General features: G+C 42.3%; 14 protein-coding genes. 3 read left to right on the top strand and 11 right to left on the bottom strand.

Annotation, left to right across the window (positions count from 1 at the left end):
* Nucleotides 1-84 precede the first annotated feature (84 nt).
* From CDG79_RS28955 to CDG79_RS28920, 6 genes are all read right to left on the bottom strand, one after another.
* The gene (locus CDG79_RS28955) at nt 85-5,163 is read right to left on the bottom strand and encodes a trifunctional serine/threonine-protein kinase/ATP-binding protein/sensor histidine kinase (protein ID WP_094345207.1); all 5,079 of its coding nucleotides are present in this window, start codon (nt 5,161-5,163) and stop codon (nt 85-87) included.
* A gap of 350 nt (nt 5,164-5,513) precedes the next feature.
* Nucleotides 5,514-6,230 (bottom strand): ABC transporter ATP-binding protein, encoded by a 717-nt coding sequence (locus CDG79_RS28950; protein ID WP_317616618.1) that lies wholly within the window; start codon nt 6,228-6,230, stop codon nt 5,514-5,516.
* Between the two features lie 28 nt (nt 6,231-6,258).
* On the bottom strand, nt 6,259-7,473 hold the full coding sequence (locus CDG79_RS28945; protein WP_442946259.1) for an ABC transporter permease: 1,215 nt from the start codon (nt 7,471-7,473) through the stop codon (nt 6,259-6,261).
* 558 nt (nt 7,474-8,031) lie between these two features.
* Nucleotides 8,032-9,561, bottom strand: coding sequence for an efflux RND transporter periplasmic adaptor subunit (locus tag CDG79_RS28935; protein ID WP_094345204.1), 1,530 nt, complete (start codon nt 9,559-9,561; stop codon nt 8,032-8,034).
* Between the two features lie 403 nt (nt 9,562-9,964).
* On the bottom strand, nt 9,965-10,213 hold the full coding sequence (locus tag CDG79_RS28925) for a transposase family protein (protein WP_094345202.1): 249 nt from the start codon (nt 10,211-10,213) through the stop codon (nt 9,965-9,967).
* A 91-nt stretch (nt 10,214-10,304) separates the two neighbouring features.
* Entirely contained in the window at nt 10,305-12,590 is a 2,286-nt protein-coding gene (locus tag CDG79_RS28920) for a PhoD-like phosphatase (RefSeq protein WP_094345201.1), read from the bottom strand.
* 205 nt (nt 12,591-12,795) lie between these two features.
* On the opposite strand from CDG79_RS28920, the gene CDG79_RS28915 reads away from it, so the two are divergent.
* Nucleotides 12,796-13,575, top strand: a complete 780-nt coding sequence (locus tag CDG79_RS28915) for an Rpn family recombination-promoting nuclease/putative transposase (RefSeq protein ID WP_094345200.1) — start codon at nt 12,796-12,798, stop codon at nt 13,573-13,575.
* An 82-nt stretch (nt 13,576-13,657) separates the two neighbouring features.
* Here the strand turns inward: CDG79_RS28915 and CDG79_RS28910 are convergent, their stop codons facing one another.
* From CDG79_RS28910 to CDG79_RS28890, 5 genes are all read right to left on the bottom strand, one after another.
* Nucleotides 13,658-15,049 carry a malic enzyme-like NAD(P)-binding protein gene (locus CDG79_RS28910; RefSeq protein WP_094345199.1) on the bottom strand — a complete coding sequence of 464 codons (1,392 nt, stop codon included), beginning with the start codon at nt 15,047-15,049 and terminating at the stop codon, nt 13,658-13,660.
* 228 nt (nt 15,050-15,277) lie between these two features.
* Nucleotides 15,278-15,979, bottom strand: a complete 702-nt coding sequence (locus tag CDG79_RS28905) for a Uma2 family endonuclease (protein WP_094345198.1) — start codon at nt 15,977-15,979, stop codon at nt 15,278-15,280.
* A gap of 127 nt (nt 15,980-16,106) precedes the next feature.
* Complete coding sequence (psbA, locus tag CDG79_RS28900) at nt 16,107-17,189, bottom strand: photosystem II q(b) protein (protein ID WP_094330033.1); 1,083 nt, start codon at nt 17,187-17,189, stop codon at nt 16,107-16,109.
* A 371-nt stretch (nt 17,190-17,560) separates the two neighbouring features.
* Nucleotides 17,561-19,060 carry an MBOAT family O-acyltransferase gene (locus CDG79_RS28895; RefSeq protein ID WP_094345197.1) on the bottom strand — a complete coding sequence of 500 codons (1,500 nt, stop codon included), beginning with the start codon at nt 19,058-19,060 and terminating at the stop codon, nt 17,561-17,563.
* An 83-nt stretch (nt 19,061-19,143) separates the two neighbouring features.
* Nucleotides 19,144-22,167, bottom strand: coding sequence for a DUF1574 family protein (locus CDG79_RS28890; RefSeq protein ID WP_094345196.1), 3,024 nt, complete (start codon nt 22,165-22,167; stop codon nt 19,144-19,146).
* Between the two features lie 428 nt (nt 22,168-22,595).
* Between CDG79_RS28890 and CDG79_RS28885 the strand changes: the two genes are divergently transcribed.
* Nucleotides 22,596-22,832, top strand: a complete 237-nt coding sequence (locus CDG79_RS28885; protein ID WP_094333397.1) for a hypothetical protein — start codon at nt 22,596-22,598, stop codon at nt 22,830-22,832.
* Nucleotides 22,833-22,933: 101 nt separating this feature from the next.
* On the top strand, nt 22,934-24,885 hold a 1,952-nt coding region (locus tag CDG79_RS28880; RefSeq protein ID WP_143855604.1), incomplete at its 3' end, for a phosphoenolpyruvate carboxylase.

The following is a 24,885-nucleotide window of genomic DNA, read 5'->3' as shown; positions in this document are numbered from 1 at the left end:
TCGCCAAAAGTCTCGGCGAGCCGCTATGAATGATCAGTATATGCTTTCCGTTTTGACGGCGGCTTTCTCAAACTTAACTCTCTGCTAGAATCCAACTGTCAATAGAGTTTGAGATGCGCTAACCCTGATCGCTGGACGAGTTTCATTTGCTTTGAGGCGATGTTTCAGAATCAAAATTGTACTGTTAATGCCTTCGTGAATATTGCAAGCAACTTTGTAGTATTGATCTGCCCTAGAAAATGTTCTTAAACTGGTGCTAATATCACGGATACGATTAATTCCCAACTCCATAGATGCAATCAGTTTTGGTAAATCTTCCTGTATATATTCCAAATCAATTGCATCAATTTTATCAGCAATAACTGTATTCGTTTGGGGATATTCTTGCTGATACAAATTAAGTAAATCAAATATATCTTTGAGATAATCTAATGCTGGGGGAATATTTCCGGCAATAAAGCCTACAGGATTGTTGATTTCATGGGCTATACCTGCAACTAAATTACCCAATGCTGACATTTTCTCACCTTGTACAAGTTGCAGTTGAGCTTTTTGTAAGTCTTGCAATGCTTGTTGTGACTGTTGATAAAGCCGAGCATTTTCTAGAGAAATTGCGGCTTGGGTACAAAGAAAATTAATAACTACTAGGCGACCAATTGTAAATATACCTTGAGTTAAGTTGTTTTCTAGATAAATAATTCCAACTAAATGCCCTTGATTGATAATCGGTATACATAATGCACTTTTTGGTTGATATCGCAACATATAATCGCCAATCAAACCACTAATTTCAGTTTGGCAATTGTCAATTATTAGAGCTTCTAATGTATGTTTAACATATTGAATAAGCTGTACAGGAACCTCTTGGCAATCATCTAAAGGTTGTGAACTAAGAACTGTTACAAGCTGCTGATCGTTAGGATTAATAGAAGCGATCGCTTGAATTTGCCATTCATCTTCATTTGGTAGAATTAGTACACATTTTTTTGCTCCAGCATTTTCTAAGATAATTTTAGTAAGATTAGTAATTAATTCATCTAATTGGATGCTGCGGGAGATAATTTGAGCTACTTTGATGACAGATACAAAATCTAAAATCTCAGAAATACTAGTACTAGTAGCACTAGTACTAATTGTTGATTTTGAAATTGAAGTGCTGCCTGTTGCTGCTATAGTTTCTAGAGAGTTGAAGCTGAGTTTTTGTTGTTGCAGAATGGGTTGAAGTAGCTGAGGATAGCGTTTTTCTAAGTCATCAGTTTTTGCCTTAGCACCCCATTTTGCGTAACAATAGTAAGCTTCTTGCATATATGCCTGAGCTACTTTTTCTTTTCCCAATTCTAGGTAAAATTTGGCTACAAGTTCGTTTGCGAGAGCTTCTTCTTGGATATAGCCGTTTTCTTTGGCGAGGGAGATAGAGGAATCATACAATTCCATCGCTTTATTTTTGTGTTGCAAAACTCGATGACGTTCTGCCTCAATTAAGTCAAATTTGTGTTGATAATTCATTGGGGCATGATGCACCCATTTTTTCAACTTTTTTTGATGATAAGTGACTTTTTTAATAATTTGTTTTTTCTCAATCGCGGTTGCTTTTAGATAAAGATTTAGTTGTGTTAATGCGTCATAAAAATAAACTACTGGTACTACTGCTGCCGATGTAACTCCATCTAAATAGGTTATGGCATTAATCGCCGCATCTGAAGCCGCAGCATAATTTTCAAACAGATAGCAAAGTATTAGTTCATTGGCATAGCTAAAGCTTAATCCGGTGCGATCGCCTGCTTGTTCTTGTAATTTGCGAGTATTTTGGGCATCATAAACAGAACCTGATAATTCACTAGGATTAGTAGATTCTCCTAATAAATTCTTGATGGCTTGACGAAATGAATTTATATATGTAAAAGGTTTTTCCTGTTTAAATTGCCTGTAGACTTCGGCGTAATCGCCCATCTTTTTTTCTAACTCAGACAACTCTTCACCGATAAAATATCCATGAAAACTACAAGTATAACTAGCCCATGACGCATATTCAATATCTCCTGTTTCTAAACCTACTTGATAGGCTTCGGTTAACGGTGCAATTGTCTCTTGAGTATGTTGATGCCAGTGATTGACAAATGTTTCAACAATGAAAAAGGTTCTAGCTTTTAATTCCTGAGCATTAAATTTATCCAGAACTTGTAATGCTAGTTGACCAAATTCATAACCTGCCTGAATATTTCCGATAATGCCACATTGAATTAATCCATACCAGGCATAACCAAATGCAGATTCTGCTGCATTACCATACTGCATCGATAGACTGACTTCGCTCAAAATAATTGGTGGTAGTAAATCTGGACGAGCAATATAAGCCGTTGAATTAGTACTAGCCAAAATTCTGATTGCTGCTAATTGTTCGCCCCCAGTCATGTTAGGCAAGTCAATTAAACTTAAAGGAGATTTGCCTAGCAATCGTAATGTTATTTTGCCTAAACCAAGTAATGTTTCCGTTTGACTGGCTTGGGGAGAGAGTTTAACACCTAAGAGATTCAGAAGTGCGATCGCAGTCTGAATCGAATTATCAAAACGACTCTGAGCTAAATAAGATTGGATTTGAATCTCAATAGATTTAACCCGATCTAGTAAAACTTTAGCATGGTGTTGTACTTGTAAGGCAAACTCTTCTACCTTGTCAAATTCGCCAATTAGATAAGCAGCCGCAGCAGCTTCTTCATACAAGGCTAAGGCGAGAGCATACTTTCGTTCCCAACTATCTGTTGTCAATAGCTGAATACCAAAACTAATATATTCCATTGCCGCAGTATATGCAGTAGATAGTTTCGCTTTTTGCCCAGCTAGCAGATTTAACTGTGCTAATTGCTCTCTGTCTGACTGCTGAATAATTAGCTTCACACCAATATTCAATTGATTAACAATCTCAAAAATTCTCTCTTCTTGCTTTTCAATAGGTGTATTATTTAATAGCAGGTTGCCAATTTGCAAATGAATTGCTTGATTCTCACCGTCTGGGATTAAGGAATAAGCCGCTTGCTGAATGCGATCGTGCAAAAACTTATAACTGATAGTCTGAGAGCTTTTTAACCCATTTTGTGTTTCTTGTCCTACATAAAACTTGTATATTTCACTTTGAGGTAGGATGAATCCCTCTTGCAATGCTCTCCACAAATCCGATGAGGCTTCAAGTTCTGATTGTTCAGAAACAACTGCTAAAGTTGCTAAATTAAACTGATTGCCAATACAAGCTGCAAGTTTCAAAATATTCTGCGTTTTTGTCGGTAGTTTCTGCAACTGCAATGCCATAAATTCGACGACATCATCAGTAAGACTTAAGGCTTTTACTGCTACAATATCGCATTGCCAGTAACCTAATTTCCTATCAAAGACAATCAGCTTATCTTCATAGAGAGATTTAAGAAATTGTGTGCTAAAAAACGGATTACCTTTACTCTTTTGGTAAACGAGTTTAGTTAATGGTTCAGCAATTTTTAGGGAACAACTAAGTGTATCAGCCACTAACTCATTTAAACTTAATAAACTTAAGGTAGCTAATGTAATCGTGTTAATAGTAGCCTGAGTTTTCCTAATCTCTTCTAAAGTAAATATCAAAGGATGAGCCGCAAAGACTTCATTATCCCGATAAGCACCAATTAATAATAAATATCCCCCGGCTGATTCACTCATCAACAATTGCATCAACTTGAGAGAGGCTGAATCTGCCCACTGCAAATCATCTAAAAACATCACCAAGGGATGTTCCTTAGTTGTGAATAGCTCTACAAACTTCTGAAATAGTAAATTAAAGCGATTCTGTACCGCATTTCCTGATAATTTTGGTGCAGGTGATTGTTGACCAATAATTATTTCTAATTCAGGAATAACTTCAATAATTACCTGTCCATTCTCGCCGACAGCTTCTAGAATACTGGTTTTCCAGTGATGTAGCTGTTGATCAGTCTCTGTTAACAACTGCATCATTAAATTCCGAAAAGCTTGTACAAAAGCAGAAAAGGGAATATTGCGATTAAATTGGTCAAATTTACCTTTAATGAAATAGCCTCGTTGTTTAACAATGGGTTTATGAACTTCATTAACAACAGCAGTTTTACCAATACCAGAAAAACCTGTAACTAACATCAGTTCGCTGCTTCCTTGAGAAACCCTTTCAAAGGCTGCTAGTAGTTGCTGAACTTCGTTTTCTCGACCGTATAATTTTTCTCTGACGAGGAAGCGATCGCACACATCCCTGCTTGCAATTTTAAAGGTTTCAATCTTATCTGTAAAATTGAGTTGTTCTCGGCAAGTTTCTAAATCATATTTCAATCCTAATGCACTCTGATAGCGATCTTCAGCATTCTTTGCCATCAGCTTCATCACAATATCACAGAGAACTTGGGGAACCGCTTCTTCGTTTTCTAATTTTGTTAGCGCAGCGTTAGCGAGTCTGCGATCGCCATTTTGAATTCTGAATCGATCCGGTTGTTTGGCAATATGACAATGTAGCAACTCCATTGGATCGTCAGTCAAAAATGGCAGTTCTCCCGTTAGCAATTCAAAAAAAGTGACTCCCAATGCATAGAAATCTGCCCGATAATCAATCCCTCGATTCATCCGTCCAGTTTGTTCTGGTGCAAGATAGGCTAATGTCCCTTCTAGAACATTGGGATTTTTAATTTCCTGGGTTTCTTTGGGTAATAAAGAAGCAATACTAAAATCGATGATTTTAACCTGCTTTGTCTCTGGGTGAATCAGGATATTTGCAGGTTTGATGTCTTTGTGAATAATTTGGTGATGGTGCAAGTAGTTGAGGATATCCGCAAGTTGGATGGCAATTTCCAAAAACTCCTTTAATGTTAGTGGTTGATTTTGAACATAGCCTCGTAGTGAAGTACCGCCAAAATCTTCCATCACTAAGGCATAGCTATTGCGGTAAGTTTCTAAACTATATGGACGAATAATCCCCGGACTATCTAGATTTTTGGCAATCGTATACTGGTTACGAAACTGCAACAGTTCACTGAAAGTTGGGTACTCGCGCAGTAGCAATTTGACTACAATGCCAAGCCGATCTGCTTCTCTTATGCCCCTATACACCACTGTTCTAGAGCCAGCATAGAGTTTTTCTATTAGTTGATATTGGGGAATTATAGCGATCGCATCCATCTGTACCTACCTTACCGCACAAGTTTTATGGCAGACATTTAATATCCTTAGTATGCCCTTTGCTTGAGTATCGATAGCAGCTAGTACGTCACCCGGATTTCTCACCACATCTCTCAAAACCTTGTACTCTTGAGCAGGGGAGCAGAGGAGCAGGGGAGCAGGGGAGCAGGGGAGCAAAGGAGAGTTATTGTACAAGTTCTTTCCCCTCTGCCCCTCTGCCCCTCTGCATTTCAAACTTGTGAGAAATGCGGGGTCAATGGTATTTGCCAGCGTGCTATTTATCTCGCTGCTACCGTGATTTGGCTCAACTGATGACACGCCCTAGCAAACTACGTGATTTTTATCAGGTTTTATCCGCTATGCACATTGTCTAGTCTGGTTTGTAACTTCTTTGTTACCCCTTCAGCTAAACCATCTTTAACATGAATGATCCGATTAGTTTGATCGGCTACATCTGGTTCATGGGTAACAATGACAATTGTGATCCCTTGATTGTTTAACTCGGTCAACAAATCCATCACTTCCTGAGAGGTTTCGCTGTCTAACGCTCCAGTGGGTTCATCTGCTAGAACAAGTGCAGGGCGATTAACAAGGGCGCGGGCGATCGCTACTCGCTGTTGCTGTCCGCCAGACATCTGGTTAGGACGGTTTAACATTCGCTCTGCCAAGCCAACACGAGTTAAGGCTGACTCTGCCCGTCGTCTGCGTTCCGATTTGGGAACACCTGCATAGACCATTGGCAGCATCACGTTTTCTAAAGCCGTAGAACGAGCCAGTAAATTGAACTGCTGAAACACAAAACCGATCCGGCGATTGCGGATATATGCCAACTCATCATCGGTTAGCGTAGTTAGGTTTCTGCCTTCTAAAACATAATGTCCAGATGTGGGGCGATCGAGGCAACCGATGATGTTCATCAACGTAGACTTTCCCGAACCAGACATTCCCATAATTGAAACGTATTCGCCTTCTTCAATAGACAAGTCAATACCCTTGAGTATCGGAACATCGACTTCTCCAAGACGATATGTTTTCTGAATTTCTTCCATCCAAATCATGGTTGCCATATTAGTAATTCTCTAATTCAAGAATGTTTTAATCGCTTCTAAGCGCCGCGATCGGGTCAAGACTGGCAGCATTGCGAGCCGGAATTACACCAGCCAGCAACCCAATTACAAAGGTTAAACCAAAGCCAAATAATATTGACCAGAGCGAAATCACGAAGGGAAATTTAAATAAATTTGACGCGGCGAAGGCGATCGCAATTCCCAATCCAATACCAATTACCCCGCCAATTACCGCAATCACAACTGCTTCAGCTAAAAACTGGCTCAAAATGGCAGTGCTAGTCGCTCCAATCGCTTTCCGAATCCCGATTTCCCGCGTTCGTTCGACCACTGACACAAGCATGATATTGGCAATACCAATACCACCAACAATTAAAGAAATTACCGCAACCGCCACTATCATCACCGTAAAAAGCTTAGATGTACTGGTCAGCGTGTTGATGATATCAGCCGAATTTACAGTCCGAAAATCATCTTTATCTCCTTTTTCTGGATAAATGCCATGTCTTACCCGCAAGAGATTCGTAGTTTGATACTGAGCAGCGTCTAGCTGATCCTGGCTTTTGACTTTGACATAAATTCCCCGAATGGTAATTCCCTTAACGGCATTATTTCCCACTAGCCGAGCAGACATATTAGTGAGTGGGATATAAATTTGTTCATCCGGGTTTTGTGGCCCTTGCGCTCCCTTCGTCTCCATAACGCCAATGACATCATAGGTTTGTCCAGAGATGCGGATTTGTGCGCCTTCTGCAATACTTCCTGACCCCAGCAGTTCATCGCGGGCGGTGGGGCCTAAAACCGCCAGAGGTTTCGCCGCCTTGACTTCTTCCTCAGTAAAAAATCTGCCTGTTTGAGGATGGGTGTTGCGTACATCTGGATAATTGATATCAGTTCCAATGATGGTCATCGAGTCGTTGTTTTCGCCATAGACGACTTGGGCAGACTGTTGCAGAATCGCCGACACTCGGTCAACTCCTAAAACCTGTTGCGCGATCGCTTCAGCATCTTCTAAAGTTAATGTTGTAGCACTCCCAGCGCCCTGTTGCACTGCGCCACTTCTAGATGCACCTGCTTGCACTTGCAATATGTCGGTTCCGAGTGATTGTAGTTGTTGCTCGGTTGCTTTTTGAGTGCCTTGACCAATGGCGGTGACAGCAATTACTGCCATAATTCCAATGATAATGCCCAGCATTGTTAGCGCAGTGCGGAGTTTATTACTCCACAATGTCTCTAATGCCATTGTCAAAATTTCCACGGCTGATATTGAAGAACTGCGGATCAGAGTAGATGCCTGTTTAACCAGTGGTTTGCGATTGCGTGATTCGATCATTGCTAAACTTTGTTTGTGAAACTAAATCTAAGTACAGTATTTTATTAATTAATTCGTAGCTAAGTATAACAGGGTAAATAATTAAAGGTTTGTAGTGAGAACTTTAGTTCTCAAATCAGGACTAAAGTCCTTACTACGAACTGATTTTCGCTAAAGTTACATTACATTAGTTTGTTTTTTTTAAGTCGTTCTACTTAATTAAATTTGGTCATACCCTGCAATGCCATTTATCGGCTTGCATTGTTAATGCATCGACTTGCATTGTTAATGCATTGACTTGCATTGTGAATGCATCGACTTGCATTGTGAATGCATTGACTTGCATTGTGAATGCATCGGCTTGCATTGTGAATGCATCGACTTGCATTGTGAATGCATCGACTTACATTGTGAATGCATCGGCTTGCATTGTGAATGCATCGGCTTGCATTGTGAATGCGTTCTCCTGTATTAAAGGGAAAAACTGTACTAAGGGCCACCAGGAGGAGGGCCACCCATACCGCCAGGAGAAACACCCCTGTTAGTGTTACTATTTTTCTTAGAATCCGATGGCGCACTCACCAAAATATTTTCATTTCCTTGTAAACCGGATTGCACAACGGTTTTGTTCTTTACCGTAGCTCCAGTTTTTATTGGCACAAATCGAGTGCTGCCATTTTCTGTAAGCACCTGCACTCCCGTACCGTTGCTCTGACGAGCGATCGCTACTGTTGGTACAACAAGCACATTGTTTAATGCGCCTGCATCGAATTTCGCATCAACATTCATGCTTGGAAGCAGCAGAGTTTCAGGGTCAGTGAAATCCACTTTAACTTTAACGCTGGTAACATTAGTTGCCACAGTTGCCTGAGCCGCAACCTGGGCAACCTTTCCCTTAAAGGTTTTGTCAGGATACGCATCGGCTGTAATGCTTACCGACTGCCCTACTTTAATTTTGCTAATATCGGTTTCGGCTATATTTGCCACAACCTGATAAGTTGATGCCAGCGACAGAATCGAAGAAGAGGTCGATCCCGAAACCGAACTCCCAGATGTTGTCGGTGTAACGAAATCACCTGGATCGGAATACTTGGAAGTCACAATGCCACTAAATGGGGCACGAATCACTGTGTCTTGAATTTGTGTTTGAATCGTTTTTAGACTGCCCTGTTGCTGAACTACTTGAGCGCGTGCGGCATCAATATCTTCCTGACGGTTTCCTGCTTTCAGTAGTGATAATGCTTGCTGTTTTTCCTTAACCACAGCCTTGAGTTGCTCGATATCTTCTTTACGTGACCCAGCTTTTTGCAATGCCAGCGCTTGCTGCGTTTCATTTACAGAAGCTTTAGCGCTGTCGCGATCGGCACGTTTTTGGTTTAAAGTCTGAAGGGAAATAGCACCAGCATTGTATAGTTCCTGATTGCGGCTCAAATCATCTTCGGCTTTTGTTAAACTTGCGAGAGCTATTTTTAAACGTGCATCAGCCTGAGCAATATCTTGAGAGCGATTACCCGCTTCTGATTTTTCTAAAGTCGCTTGGGCTTGTTCTAATTGTGCCTGTGAAGCAGCAATATCTTGAGGACGATTACCAGCGATCGCCTTTTGCAAATTCGCCTGAGCAGAAGCCAGAGATCCCTGTGCTTGAATTAATTGCCCTTGCAGATTTGAGTCATCCATGTATGCCAGGATTTGCCCCGCTTTTACAGAGTCACCTTCATCTACCAGCAATTTCTTTAGCTGTCCAGAACTTTTGGGGCTGACGTTGGTCGATTGTTTGGCTTCAACAGTACCATTAGCTGAGATTGTAATCGGTAACGTTTCTCGCTCAACTGGGACTGTCTGCATTTTGCTTCTGGCTTCTTGAGTAGAGGAAATCACCGTCTGTCGGTAAACGAGGTATCCACCACCTGTGAGTGAACTGAGTATCAATAACCCCATCAGCCATTTCGTCAGTTTGCCTTTTATCAAACCTTCTTTAAAAGGTTTGAGTGTAATTTGTTGGGGAGAATTAAGTGTCATAGGTTATAAGGGATTTCCAAGTAAAAAAATATTCCGTCGCAGAGGGACAAGGGGGACAAGGAAGACAAGGGAGACAAGGAAGAAAGAAGTCTAGTTGAGTAGACAAATTGAATAATTTATTTTTTGGAGTTCCCTAAATACCGCGCCTTTTATATCCAATGTTGTAATTAAATTTTGTACGATTACAATTTCACTTTCTTTCTTGTTGTCAAATTTATCCATACCTAAAACTAGCCCTCGTTTACTAGTAAATACGGATACAAAACTGACAAAATTTTGACTACATGAATCGTAGTCTTGGACTGTACCTTTAATGCTTTTACCATCGATGCTGCACCATTGTGACATCTCTAAATCAACGTATTGGCTAGCCCACTGATTAAATATTGCAGCAAGTAAATCGTCAGTCTACTCCCATAGTTACACGTCGTATAGTTGAGTAAGAAGGAACACCATGTTTTTGTATTCCAAATGTCTCTATCAATACCCGACGATGCCGTTTGACGAAATCCCCCCATGCACGATACCCAACATATCCATTCATAGTGCCCATTATTACAAACACTAATACCAACCACAGTGGATGTCTTCGACCATCGAGAGTTCTAAAATCTTCCACTTGCCGCAATTGCTCAATCAAATTCGCACCCATGATTTTTATCCCCTCAACATTTGCAATTTTACCTGTTTTAGGGAATGAAACAGCCCTGCTTTTTAAGGGGGGTTGGGGGGATCTTCCGGGGTCATCTTAACAATGACTGATTCGGCGTTAACTGGGTCTTAAAACGGCTGTAAACAACTTGGGTTGGATACCAAGAAGAAAACCAGTACAAATCTTGAATAACTTTGCCAGAACTACTCTCGTCTGCGAACTCAAAGTGAACCAGACCTAAATTATTTAATCCAACTACTTCTCTTCCCTCCTGAAACCAACGAAATGTCCAAAACATCAAGGGTTGTAACCATTTCCATTTAGCATTTTCGGCTCGTTTCCAGGGAGCTATCAAGGATAATATATCTGCTGTGCAGTCAGAAGTCTGAACGCTGTTTCGAGGTATCCATTCCAGCACACAATGCCAGTCAGAGTTGGTCAACATCTGGCGATTATGGTGTAATTGTTTCTCTGAAATTTCTACCATATTAGGTGGGTTACTCTGCCCTATCCAATGTCGCATCTTTTCTGGTAGCAGCCAATCTTTCAATCGTGTATGAATCAGCCGCGTCAAAATCTCTTCATTCTTCAATGCACTAGCGGTTAACTGCACTAAAACAGACTGTAATTTGGAATGGGTGCGTGTATAAGACAAGTGAGCAACAGAACTGTAGTGAATATCTCCAGAGAGAATAACTATCTGTTGACGTTCTTCAAACAAGGTAGTTAGAAATTTCGCCAGTGCCCCCATATTAATGTTCCAAGCATCTCCAACATCAGTTGAAAAAACTTTCTCTTGTTTTAAGTTCCAATGGTGAATCCAATCAACGACTTGCATTCCAAATACATTCGTGGGTGCAATCACAAATGTATTTGGAATCTGAGTTTCTTCAGCTAGTTGTTGTAAAGGTAAAACTAGTTGTTGCTCAAAGGCTTGCGGACACAACAGCATCGGCGGCGCGATTGGTTTTTGATCGGCTGGATAACCCCGCCAAGTACGTGTATCCAGCACAATTACTTCATGGCAATCGCTCCTGACTATATAGTGCCAAGTGAGTGCTTCAGGATCTCGATCCAGAATAAATACCGCACCGTCTCGGACTAAAATAGGTAAGCCTGTAGCGGGATCGTTGGCTGGCATCCCGACATAACGAGCGATCGCTTCATCAGCCTTTGCATCTCTCCCAAGGGAAACTGACCAAGCTTGTGCAGCCGTCAACAGCTTTTCACCGGCTTTACCCTTTGCAAATTGCTCTGGTGTATTGCCCCACCCTTGAAACACGGTGTAAGCTAACAAAGCATTTTGGACTATTCTTCGCCCCAAGGGACGACCCAGCACTCGCAAACACCAAGCTTGGTTTAAGTTCCAGTCATCACTAACATCGTGGTCATCAAAGATAGTGTACGTGGGAATATTGGCAAGGGCGCGACGTACTTTCCAAAGGGTGTAGATGAATTGGCGTAAATGCCAGACTGCTTGGTTCCAATCTTTGATAGCATGGCGATCGCGCATTACTTGGTCTCCTTGGGGAAATGTAGTCGGCCAGCACACTGGCGACCAAGCTAGTAAATAAGTAGCGTAATATTCACCCAGGCTGAACAGATGACTGTTAACTTTCTCCGATTTATTATGTAATCCTGCGGTCAAACCAGCTTGATTTGTGGCAACATCAGCCCGCTCTCCAGGGGGTAGCTGTTGGAGGGTGCAGTAAACTCCATTCATCGGCAGTTGTTCTTCCCAACCCAACAGGGCATCACCAAGACTAGTGGCAACCCACAGCGATGGATCTGCTACATCGTCACCGTAAATTTGATCTCCAGTGAGGAACAGCTGATGAGGGCGATGTTGGGGTTGATTAGCTGAAGCCTCAATCAAACTGTCAAGAATCGGCAGTGCATCAAACCCATGACCATGAGGTTTACGGCAGGAAGCATGGACAATTTGCAAATCTTGTAGACGGTTTGGTGGCAAAACAAAGGTTGGTTTTTGATGCTCAAAGTAGCTGATGCTGACTGTAGGAAAAGAGTTTGAGCATAATGCTTGTTGCATTTGCTGGGTTTGGTCAGCAAGGGTAAACTGGAGGTCATAAGCATAGATGTAACCTGCTGTTAGGCGATACCCAATTGGAGATCGAGCCGTTATAGCAACTACATGAAGATTTTTACCCAGAGCAAAGGTAGAGCCTTCTCCCTCTAATAAGCAATTTCCTAGCGCTTCACCATCATTTGTTGTTTCAAAAACCTTGAGTTCTACTTGACAAGACTGTTTTAGAGCCACCCATACTGTCACTGACTCTGGTTCAGTATGTTTTAGAATTGGCCCCGCCAAAATTAGCGGCAGTTGTTGTAAAAACTCGTCCCCAACTTGATACTTCATTGCAAACAGTTGACAAAATGGTGGGTTTTAGATGATATTGCTTTATTTATATAATCCAATCACCAAATGGGGACGAGTGTTTCGCCAGTCCTCGATCTGACATATCCATGATGAGCGATGCCTTCTGTGCGAGACGCTACGCGAATGGCGGGCTACGCCTACGCTAAACTGTAAAATATGCTAATCAACTGCAAAACCATCTGCCTTGAAAACCGACAGCATATTTTACCGCATCTTTCAAAGTTTCCCCAGCACCTTTTTTGAACTCATCAACCAACCGCCATCACTGGCCAGTGCTTACCAATTTTCCTCAGTCGAAGTCAAACAACTAGCATTTAGAATTGATGGCGTATTTTTACCAAATACTCTAGAACTACCGATTTATTTTGCTGAGGTGCAATTTCAACCTGATAAAAAAATCTATTCCCGTTTATTCGCTGAAATCTTTAACTATCTCGACAAAACTGAATTAATTAACAACTGGCGGGGTGTTGTCATCTTCCCCAATCGCAGCGTTGATACTGGAGATACAGAAAGATATGCCGAATTACTTAACTCACAACGAGTGACTCGCGTTTATCTGAACGAGTTAAGCTCAATTACCACATCATCAATCGGGATTGAGACAGTCAAACTAATCATCGAACCAGAATCAACTGCAACAACGAAAGCTATCGAAATTGTCAACAGCGCCCGAAAAGAAATTCTCAATACCGCCCAACAACGGGAAATTATACAATTGATAGAAACGATATTAATCTACAAATTGCCGCGCTTGAGCCGGGAGGAGATGGGAAAAATGTTCGGATTAAGTGAGTTAAAGCAAACTAAATTTTACCAAGAAGTTTTTGCAGAGGGTAAAGAAGAAGGCAAGCTAGAAACAATACCTCAGCTATGGGCATTAGGATTGAGTATTGAACAGATAGCTCAAGCGTTAGGTTTGGATGAAGAAGTTGTTAGGCAAGCTGTACAAGCAAAATCATAAAATGATGGAGAGTATTATCCAGAACCTTTGTAGAGATGTAGCAGTGCTACGTCTCTACATTTATTTTAGAGATGTCTTTTACTTAATTCCGAGCGATACCTTCTTGACGCGCTGCTTGTTGCACAGCAGATGCAACAGCTTTGGCTACTCGCTCATCAAAGACTGAAGGAATAATATGCTCCCGATCTAAATCTGAAGGCTTGACTAAAGAAGCGATCGCATTTGCAGCTTCTAAGTACATTGTGGTGGTAATTGTTTTTGCCCGACAATCTAAAGCACCACGGAATACCCCAGGAAAAGCTAGGACGTTATTGATTTGATTCGGATAATCACTGCGACCGGTAGCGATAACAGCAACATCTTTGCTGATTAATTCTGGCTGAATCTCTGGAATGGGATTTGCCATTGCAAACACAATTGGGTCTTTCGCCATCGAATGCACCATTTCTGGTGTCAAAACTCCTGGGGCGCTAACACCAATAAACACATCTGCACCTTGCATTGCACCCGCTAACGTACCCTGAGCTTTCACGGCAAATTCGAGTTTTTCTTCTGTCAAATCGGTGCGACTGGTAGAGATAATCCCTTTAGAGTCGCACATCCAGATTTTTTCTGCCCCAGCTTTACGGAGTAAGCGAGCGATCGCAATTCCCGCCGCCCCAGCACCGTTAATCACGATGCGGATTTCTGCCATTGTCTTATGTACCAGTTTTAGAGAATTAAACAATGCTGCTAAGGTGACAATGGCTGTACCGTGCTGATCGTCATGAAAAACGGGGATATCTAACTCTTCGCGCAATCTCTTTTCAATTTCAAAGCAGCGAGGTGCAGCGATATCCTCTAAATTCACACCCCCAAAAACTGGCGCGATATTCTTAACTGTCTGGATAATCTCTTCTGTATCTTGGGTAGCCAGACAGATGGGAAAAGCATCTAGCCCCGCAAATTCCTTGAATAGCATTGCTTTGCCTTCCATGACTGGGAGAGCAGCAGCTGGGCCGAGATTTCCCAATCCCAAAACGGCACTACCATCAGTAACAATGGCAACAGTGTTTTGTTTGATGGTTAACTTGTAAACTTCCTCTGGATCTTGAGCGATCGCCGTACAAATTCGACCGACTCCAGGTGTGTAAGCCATTGCTAGATCGGATACACTCTTCAGAGGAATTCTGCTAGTAATGCTGATTTTGCCACCGCGATGCAAGTTAAAGGTGCGATCGTAAACACTGAGTAGCTTGATGTCTGGCAATGCTTTCACTGCTTGCACAATGGTTTCAGCATGTTCGGTACTAGCAGCATCTACAGTCAAATCGCGGGTGGACTCTTTGCGGGTTTGCTCGATTAGATCGATTTGACCGAGATTACCGCCAGTATTTGCGATCGCCTGGGTTATCGATGCCAACATCCCTATACGATTAGGAATCTGCAAGCGTAGCGTCAAACTAAAACTAGAATTAGGAGTTAGGTCTGTCATGTTGATTTTGGATTTTAAGTTTTAGATTTTATATTGAATTGAGACGAAAACTAAAATCTCAGACTTGTAGTCAGTGGAAACACAATTAATGTCGTCAGTAGTTAGTTTACTCACTGCTGGCAGTTTTGATAATTATTTTTATTTATATCAGTGTATTTACCAATACAAATGAGTCACAATTTAGTAATTGTACCCAAAGACAGCAGATATTTTTTAAAATTTTATTACTCAGCAACCTTGTCCGGCTAAATGTTCAACAAATTTCGTGTGTTCTTGTGAATTTAACCCTTGTTGCAACACTGCTAAAACTTGCGTCATGTCTCCTGTAATTAGTGAGGTGACGGCTAACCACAAACCTGGAAATATCCTACTTTTAATCACACCATCTATATCTGCTACGAGTGGCAAATATTCACCATTTTGCAAACAGAACCAGTCGAGTTTATTCTCTAAAGTCTGCCAGACGATATATTCCTGCACTCCGTTACGACGGTAGGCGCGTTTTTTGTCGTACAAATCAATAGATGCACTACTGGCTGCTACTTCTGCTACTAATTCTGGTGCGCCTTCTACGTAATCATCTTCACCGATCTGTGCCTGTCCTCTGGCGGGTTTATCTATCAACAGCAAAACATCAGGCTGTGGCTCATTGTCTAAATCCAAGCGCACGGTAGCATTGTCGCCTAGTTCTACCCCTGGAGTGGAAACTTTGTAATTTCCCAACCAGATAATTAAGTTTCCATGAGGCAAACCATGATTTCTAAAACGCAGTGGTGATGCCACGTAGACGACTCCTTCGATTAATTCTGCTTTTTTATCGGGCATTGCTGTATAACGACGCTCGAATTCGTGGCGGGTTAGGCGATCGCCACTTTCTAAGGGAGGGATGGAAGCGCTATTATTTAAGCCATGTTCCACGGAAGCCGCCATTAACTAATTCCTCATCAGCAGGAGTTGTAGCTTGAATCTAACATAGTGGAGTCTGATGTCTTAGGTAGCTAAATAAAAAGCGCCCTCCAGCAATGGAGGGCGCTTTTTATTTAGCTAATCTTCAGAATTAACCGTTGATAGCAGGAGCAGTCATTGCTACAGGAGTAACTTCACCAGCAGCTAAGTCTAGGGGGAAGTTGTGAGCGTTACGCTCGTGCATTACTTCCATACCCAAGTTAGCGCGGTTGATTACGTCTGCCCAGGTGCTGATAACGCGACCTTGGGAGTCAATGATTGATTGGTTGAAGTTGAATCCGTTCAGGTTGAACGCCATCGTGCTGATACCCAAAGCGGTGAACCAGATACCGACGACAGGCCAAGCTGCGAGGAAGAAGTGCAGTGAACGGCTGTTGTTGAAGGAAGCGTATTGGAAGATCAAACGACCGAAGTAACCGTGGGCTGCAACGATGTTGTAGGTTTCTTCTTCTTGACCGAACTTGTAACCGTAGTTAAGAGATTCGGTTTCGGTGGTTTCACGCACCAAGGAAGAAGTTACTAGAGAACCGTGCATTGCAGAGAACAAGGAACCACCGAATACACCTGCCACACCTAACATGTGGAAGGGGTGCATCAAGATGTTGTGTTCTGCTTGGAACACAATCATGAAGTTGAAGGTTCCAGAGATACCCAAAGGCATACCATCAGAGAAAGAACCTTGACCGATGGGGTAGATCAAGAATACTGCGGTAGCGGAAGCCAAAGGTGCGCTGTAAGCTACGCAGATCCAAGGACGCATACCCAAGCGGTAAGAAAGTTCCCACTGACGACCGAGGTAGCAAGCGCAACCGATCAAGAAGTGGAAAACTACCAACTGGTAAGGGCCACCGTTGTACAACCACTCATCTAAGGAAGCAGCTTCCCAAATTGGGTAGAAGTGCAAACCGATAGCGTTGGAGGAAGGTACTACTGCACCAGAGATGATATTGTTCCCGTAGATCAAGGAACCTGCGACTGGTTCGCGGATACCATCAATGTCTACTGGAGGTGCTGCGATGAAGGCAATTACGAAGCAGGCAGTAGCAGCTAGTAGGGTTGGGATCATTAGAACACCAAACCAACCGATATATATACGGTTGTCGGTGCTGGTGATCCACTCGCAAAAGCGATCCCATACGTTAGCGCCAGAGCGCCGTTGTAAGGTTGTGGTCATGGTTTTATAAGTGCTGTTTTTTTTATCAAAAATTGAACAAGCGGATATTATTGTCGCCTGTTAAGTTACAGTCTACATGAATTTACTTGGATGCGGACTGTGGCTTAATATTCTGTAATTAAATTCCTTAAAAAGCTCATCAAACTGTAAAGTTTTACTACTTAAACAAGACTGATAAGAGTGATAGATTAACTCTCTGTAAGGCATTTCAACACCAGACTAGTTATAACTTTCAATGATGCGATCGCCTATTTAATTCTCTTTACATTACTTTACAAACCGCCTGTTGAAAAAATTTTAATTTTTGTTGATTTGTAACAAAATAATAAGTTGTAAATTGCCTTATGTTGCTGTCGATTGTTGGTAGAAACTTAAAAATCAAAGTATATATAGGGCAAACTACCTTCAGGAGCTAATAACCAAACAGCGTAGAAACATAGAGGGACAAAGACAAGCTTAATAGGCCAGTTAAACTCTAACTTCAGCATTCTGTTGAAGGTATAGACTACAGCCATCATGGCCGCTAACGCTAGAAGTACCCAAGTAAGTTGGTATTGACTGATGTTTAAGGCTTCTACATAGACTTTTTCGGCAAACTGAGCGTCAGCAGGATAACCCAAAAGGTGTCGAATTACTAAAGAAGAGTCTTGGAGATTAGGTAGACGGAACCAAATCCAAGAGGTAAAAACCATCAGCTGAGTCAATAACCAAGCCACAAAGATACCTAGAGGATTTTGCCAGAAATGTTCTAGATTTTCAAAGCGATCGCTCATCGCATCTGTAAGTCGATGAACCACCAAAGCTAACCCGTGGAATATGCCCCAAATGACATAACCTAAAGAAGCCCCGTGCCAGATACCAGCGATTAGCATCACAATAAATAAATTCCAGCAGGTACGGACTAAACCCCGACGGGAACCACCCAAAGGAAAGTAGACATAGTTACGCAGCCAATCTCCTAGAGTGATATGCCAGCGCCGCCAAAATTCTCCAATACTGGTGCTGAAGTAGGGAAAGTCAAAATTCTCAGGTAGAACCAAGCCAAAAAGCAAGGCACTCCCACGGGCAATATCTACGTAACCATTGAAATCTAGATATAACTGCAAGCCGTAGGCGAATATAGCTAACCAGAGATCGGTACTACCGGCCCGTTGTAAGTTACCAAAACATAAATCGACAAAAATTCCTAGGTGGTCTGCAAAAATACCTTTTTTGACTGCGCCTCTGGCAATTAACCATAGCGCCTCTGCTACTCTATCGGCACTGGGAAAATCTAGCGTATTGAATTGATTTGCTAAGTTGTGATAGCGCGTAATCGGGCCGGAAATCAGTTTGGCGAAGAATAATTTGTAGGTGGCAAATTTGAGAAACTGCTCAGTAGCAGGGGCACCGCGATAGACATCGATTAAATAGGCAATGCATTCAAAGGTGAAAAATGAAATTCCCAAAGGTGCAATCAATTTAAAGGAATTATCTGGTGAGTTGGTTTGGATATTGAAAACAAACTTGAATAAAGGGGTTAGATACTTAAAAGTTAATAATAGTAAAACATTTAGAGTTATACCCAACCACAAAAGTTTTAGACGACGACGATTCCAGTCACCTTGAGCAAATTGCCACTCTTCATTAGAAATTTGCCAGTCAAGAGAATGTTTTCCTGGTGATGTATTTTTTCCAATCTCCAGTCCCACACGGAAATTAATAAACGTCAATGCTAATAGTAATGGTATGTATTGGATGTGCAAAGATGCGTAAAAAACCAAACTAGCAATTAACAACGTCCACAGTCGCAATTTCTGTTGTGCTAAAGACCAGTAAATTCCTAAAACACTCAACAAGAACAGCCCATAGAAAATTGATATAAAGTTCATTTTTTAGTCATTTGTCATTTGTCATTTGTCATTGGGCATTGTAGATTATTCTCCTGCATCCCCAATCCCCATTCCCCTACTGCTTACTTCACTGGCCAAGGAATCATCGGGTCATTAGCCAGCTTTTTAGAGACTTCGTATGCGCCAAAACGGTTGAGATGGCTGGGATCGGAAAAGTAGTCATTTGCTTTTGGCCACTTTTGGCTTAAATCTCGATAAATAAAGTTGGGATTAGTCGCTAAACGCAACATATATTGCTGAAATTGTTGCTCATATTGTTTACGCACTGGATCTAAATAATCTGCCGTGAGAGGCATGTTAACAAAGACTAAGGAAATTTTCTGAGACTGGGTAAACTGAAGTACTTCTTGGAAAGCAGTATCTTGCTGTCCTTCTACTTGGAAAGATTTATAGTCGTTGTCGTAATTTCCGGGAACTCTAGAATGTTTTTGATAGTACCTAGCAGGATTGAAGCGAATAGACAAAGGTAGAAAGCCATCAAAGTCAACTGCTTGCTGAGAAATACTCTCATCTGAAGTCCCATCTGTTAGCTGTTTTTCTGATGCAACTGTCTGACTTCGACCAAGTATAAGCAATTGTTTTTGCAGTAAACTCTTTATTTGGTCGCGGTTTTGATAGCTAGCAGAAACAGATGCTAGAGCCTGATTTAACGACTTATTGACAGCTTGATATGTGCTGACCTCTTGTTTTTCTTCGTTGGTTTTTTGTTCTGCCGAATTTACTGTATTCTCTTTCTCTGGCAAATCATTGGTACTTCCATTTGTTGGTGTTTTTTGAAATGCTTGTTTATAACCAGCTGACGCAGCAAGGGATTTAAAGGTAATATCCTCGCGTCCACCGTTGAAAGCACGCGCACCATCTGCCCAGATAATTATTTTGGGTAGTTCTGATGGTTCCAGCACGTGGCGAATTACAAAGTCTACAACTTGTGCGGTAGCACCGTTGATGCCAAAGTTAAACACGTCAAGATTTGGATATCCCTGAGTTGCTAAAGCTTTAGAAAGTGCTGCCGGATCTACTCCTCTAAGGGCGCGGGAGGAGCCAATAATTAATATATCTGGCGGAGTACCGGTTCTAGCCAAACGCTGTTTGTACAGTGCTAGTTGTTCGTCTAACTGTCTAACATTGAAACTTGGCATCTGCGATCGCGCTGCTAAAAGAATAGCTGTTGCGGTTGCTTTTTCTTTCAGTGGTGCGGCTGCCAAATTCTTTGTCGGGGTATCATCACTTTGGGTAAATTCCGAAGCATTAAATACAGAACTCTGATTTGGAGGAGATTTTATTTTAGAAGTGTGGCTAAAAAATGTCGTTTTCTGACTCTGAGTTTTCCCAGATGTCAAAGATGTCTTTTGCCCAGAAGATGATGAAGCCACAACACTGGCTACTTTTGGCGAACTCGGCGTAGTTTGTGCAATAATTCGACCCAACACCCAATCAGTTTGCAGGGTGAGTAATAATCCCAGTGTTCCCCAAACTAGAGCAATTTTAAGTCCTTGATCGTCAGGGTTTTGTTCTACTGGCTGGTCGCTTTCGGTAAATAGCTGGCTTTTTAACAGGAATTTTTTCGCGGTTGCACTTGCCGTTGCTATCCAATCTCGCGCTACTTCTGTCACAAAACTTTGAACTTCTTCTGTCGTTAAGTCGGGGCGCAAAATTGGCTCACTAGTCTCAGAGGGTACTAAATCATTAACGTATTTAGAAGTAGCAGCGAATTCTGGGGTTGCTTCTGGTACTAAACGTTGGCGATGTTCGAGATCGACGCCATAGTGCCAAAAAGGTTCTTTATTCCCAGCCCGGCGACCGTAGATACGTACTCCCATAATACCGGGAATTTTCAAATGGCGGATAAACTGCGTAATTTTACTTGCTACTTGTTGACGACCTGGACAAACAGGCGCATCACATAAGATATGCAGTAAATCATTTTTTTTCAACAGGAGGACGCGAATTCCACCTGTCAATAAACGCCAATCCAGATCGGGATTGAGTAAACGCTCCAGTAAAAATATGATGGCTGGTTCATCGCCAGTATTTGCCAAATCTAGCGGGGATGTGGCAAAGGCGGGATGGTTTGTGGCGGGTAAAGCTAGCCAATCAATCCAAGTGGGTTGCTTGTCGCCTGCTTTTTGTCCGTATACGGTGGCGGCAAGAATGCCTTGAGCGGCGATCGCTTCTAGCTGGGGGACAATGGCCTCTAAGCACACTGCTTTGTCTGGAATTGGCGCAGTTCCTAAAGGATCAAAAGCTGGCGTACAAAAGATATGTAGTGTTGATTCTTTCAGAGAAGCTTGGACAGCAACTTTTAATCCTGATAGTACCTCAGTTAATAATCGGGCGATCGCTTGGATATCACCCCAACGCGCCCATTCTTTCAGCATTACCTCTGGCGGCGTTAAATCCACACGCAGCAGCCAATCAGGGGCTGTTTCGCCCCTTACCTGGGAAACAATTACGGCATCTTGGTAGCCGGAAAGCTTGAGATAACGTAACTTCTGTGCTATTGGTTCAGCAAGCAACGATGCATCGGGGCTATAGCTCGACTGGCAAAATATCCACAGGCGATTTTCTTCTGGCTGAGAGTTCTTTGATGATTTATATGGCTTAATCTTTGCCTGTACTGACACACCTAGCGTACTTAGAGTTTCGCTGAGATATCGAGCGATCGCCTCTGGGTTCCCTTGGCGTGCCAAACTCTCGTTAGAGACAATTAGCGCCCCACCCGATTGTTTTGATTTTTCTGAGTCTGCTAGCAGCGCTTGCTGTACCCGATCCAGATGCTTATCTATTTGATTCAAGTGAACCCGATGGCACCATGAGGGGCGCTGTTCCCCTTTTCTTCGACCATAGACAAATACTTGATATATTGAGGTTTGTTCGCTGCTTGTGAGGATATCTAAGTTTGTTTGCTGTAGTGCTTGCAGCAAATCAGACAAAGTACGCCAACGCTGCGGACATTCTGTACCTTCACAAAGAATATGAAGGTCATTTCCCCGTAACCGGACTTTCACCCCGAAAGTGTTGATCCCTGTTGCTTGGCTTACCCATTGCACTAAGGATTGCTGGCGATCTGGTAATACTGTTTTCATGGGAAGTTAACTTTACAGTCAGCGATTGTTGGGGGATAGTGCCTGCACTTGTAAACTAGAACCATAGGTCTATCACACTCTGACGTTTTTTTTTAACAATTTTGTTACCTTCGGAGCTCACAAAATCGGCCAAGATAGTCTTGTACAGGTTGCAAGTCTGACTAATATTGAGTTTTGCGTTTATTTTACTAATAGGGAGTCACAATTCAGAAGTCAGAAGTCAGAATAATTCTATATGACTAACTGATGACTTGTCCTTTAATACCGGATTCGCGTCTACTCCACCTGATGGACGAAACAGACAACAAGTTTATCTCATTTAAAGTCCATCCCTCGATCGTTGGAGTCATCTTAACTCCTAATTTCTGACTACTGTACAGACGCGATTAATCGCGTCTCTACTCATATCCCATAACCAAAAATTAGCAATGCCTCCTGCCAACCAAGAACCCTCAACCAACCCGCCATCCAATCTCGATTTATTTACCATTCCCAAATCGTTCCTTTTACAAATAGGTACAGCCTCTATATTACTGCTGCTAATTACCGGAAAAACCACCGTAAGGGCACTAGAAACCATCGGGGAAGCCAGTGAAGAATTGTTTCGAGGCGATCGCCTACCCATTCTTGACTTCCCAGAGGAGCGCGAAACTAATCAAACTTAGAAAATATACACCAAATAATTATTTGCTCAGGAATAACCCGATGAGCATTCAGTAGAAAACCTAGAAGCGTAAACAGTAATTAGCTTTACAAGATAGAGAATATGGGTTCCCTTTTATACTCTTCGTCTCAAACTGCGGATATATACCCGGTGTCGGAATTATTTTTGCGTCATCGTCTCCAGGTAGTGGAAGAATTGTGGGAGTCAGTTCTCCGGCAAGAATGCGGTCAAAATATGGTAGATTTGTTGCGGCAGTTGCGCGATTTGTGTTCGCCAGAAGGACAGGCAACAAATGACCAAGCATCCTCAGCCGTCAAATTAATTGAACAACTAAATATCAACGAAGCAATCCGCGCGGCTCGTGCTTTCGCTCTCTATTTTCAGTTGATTAACATCATCGAGCAGGAATACGAGCAACGGCAGCAATTGAGTCGCTATGAGGCAGAAACAGAAGCGACAGAAGCAGAAAGAGCATCTAATGTCAACTATTCGTCCAATCAAAGAGAAAATGACGCGCCTGTTAGCAAGGGACTAGCAGCAGAATTCCTGACTAAGAATTATCTAGAAAAAGCACCAGTCAAACCAAAAGGGACTTTCGCTGCTTTGTTTCCCTATTTATTCAAATTGAATGTACCACCCCAGCAAATTCAACGTCTAATTGCTCATCTAGATGTCCGCTTAGTTTTCACAGCGCACCCAACGGAAATTGTTCGTCACACTATCCGTGATAAACAGCGACAGGTGGTGCAACTCTTGCAAAAACTGGATGCTTTGGAAAACCATTCTGGTGCTGCATCTGGCGGATATGCTTGGGAAGCAGCAGATGTTCGCGAACAATTACTCGAAGAAATTCGCTTGTGGTGGCGCACTGACGAACTTCATCAGTTTAAACCCACGGTGTTAGATGAAGTTGATTATGCCCTGCACTACTTCCAAGAAGTTTTATTTGATGGCATCCCCCAACTTTATAAACGTTTCAAACACACCCTATCTAGTACCTTTCCTTGGCTAGAACCACCGAGTAAAAACTTTTGCTCTTTCGGCTCCTGGGTAGGCTCAGACAGAGATGGGAACCCATCAGTCACACCAGAAATTACCTGGCAAACAGCTTGCTATCAGCGCAAAATGGTGCTGGGGAGATATATTCAGTCAGTGAAAAATCTGATTGAATTGTTGAGTGTGTCGATGCATTGGAGTGATGTCTTACCAGATTTGCTGGAATCTCTAGAGTTAGATCAGTCCCAGTTGAGTGAGGTATACGACGCGCTAGCACTGCGTTATCGACAAGAACCATATCGGCTGAAACTAGCTTATGTGCTGAAACGGCTAGAAAATACCCGCGATCGCAATCTCGCTTTGTACAATCGAGAAACGCCAAAAAATCAAGATAGTCCCCTATATCGTTCGGGAGACGATTTTTTAGCAGAATTGCGGCTGATTCAGCGCAACTTGACAGAAACAGGTTTAAGCTGTCGAGAATTAGAAAATCTCATCTGTCAAGTCGAAATTTTTGGCTTTAACTTGACACAGCTAGATATCCGTCAAGAATCATCCCGCCATGCCGATGCGCTGGATGAGATACTACAATACCTGCAAATATTACCTCAACCTTACAACGAACTATCTGAGGAGCAAAGAGTCGCTTGGCTCACAGGAGAACTGCAAACCCGTCGGCCGTTAATTCCGGCAGAATTGCCATTCTCTGAAAAAACCAACGATGTAATTGAAACCTTTCGCATCGTGCGATCGCTGCAACAAGAATTTGGTCTTAACATCTGCCAAACTTACATTATCAGCATGTGCCGCGACGTAAGCGACGTGCTAGAAGTACTACTGTTAGCCAAAGAAGCCAGACTTTTTGACCCCGCCATAGCCGTGGGAACCATTCAAGTTGTCCCCCTATTTGAGACAGTAGAAGACTTACAACGCTCTAGAAGCGTCATGCGGAAACTCTTTGAACTCCCCTTATATCGCGCTTTGTTAGCCGGCGGCTACGAACAGACAAAAGCAGAAGATACCGATGAAAATTCATCCTCCCCTGCCCCCCATGCTCC

The sequence above is a fragment of the Nostoc sp. 'Peltigera membranacea cyanobiont' 232 genome (assembly GCF_002245985.1).
Taxonomy (GTDB): Bacteria; Cyanobacteriota; Cyanobacteriia; order Cyanobacteriales; family Nostocaceae; genus Nostoc.
This window is presented reverse-complemented; position numbering and strand designations above follow the sequence as displayed.

Bases quoted from the DNA above. Each gene is read 5' to 3' on its own strand.
- CDG79_RS28955 (WP_094345207.1), bottom strand. From the start codon at position 5,163: ATGGATGCGATCGCTATAATTCCCCAATATCAACTAATAGAAAAACTC.
- CDG79_RS28950 (WP_317616618.1), bottom strand. From the start codon at position 6,230: ATGGCAACCATGATTTGGATGGAAGAAATTCAGAAAACATATCGTCTT.
- CDG79_RS28945 (WP_442946259.1), bottom strand. From the start codon at position 7,473: ATGGCATTAGAGACATTGTGGAGTAATAAACTCCGCACTGCGCTAACA.
- CDG79_RS28935 (WP_094345204.1), bottom strand. From the start codon at position 9,561: ATGACACTTAATTCTCCCCAACAAATTACACTCAAACCTTTTAAAGAA.
- CDG79_RS28925 (WP_094345202.1), bottom strand. From the start codon at position 10,213: ATGGGTGCGAATTTGATTGAGCAATTGCGGCAAGTGGAAGATTTTAGA.
- CDG79_RS28920 (WP_094345201.1), bottom strand. From the start codon at position 12,590: ATGAAGTATCAAGTTGGGGACGAGTTTTTACAACAACTGCCGCTAATT.
- CDG79_RS28910 (WP_094345199.1), bottom strand. From the start codon at position 15,049: ATGACAGACCTAACTCCTAATTCTAGTTTTAGTTTGACGCTACGCTTG.
- CDG79_RS28905 (WP_094345198.1), bottom strand. From the start codon at position 15,979: ATGGCGGCTTCCGTGGAACATGGCTTAAATAATAGCGCTTCCATCCCT.
- psbA (WP_094330033.1), bottom strand. From the start codon at position 17,189: ATGACCACAACCTTACAACGGCGCTCTGGCGCTAACGTATGGGATCGC.
- CDG79_RS28895 (WP_094345197.1), bottom strand. From the start codon at position 19,060: ATGAACTTTATATCAATTTTCTATGGGCTGTTCTTGTTGAGTGTTTTA.
- CDG79_RS28890 (WP_094345196.1), bottom strand. From the start codon at position 22,167: ATGAAAACAGTATTACCAGATCGCCAGCAATCCTTAGTGCAATGGGTA.
- CDG79_RS28885 (WP_094333397.1), top strand. From the start codon at position 22,596: ATGCCTCCTGCCAACCAAGAACCCTCAACCAACCCGCCATCCAATCTC.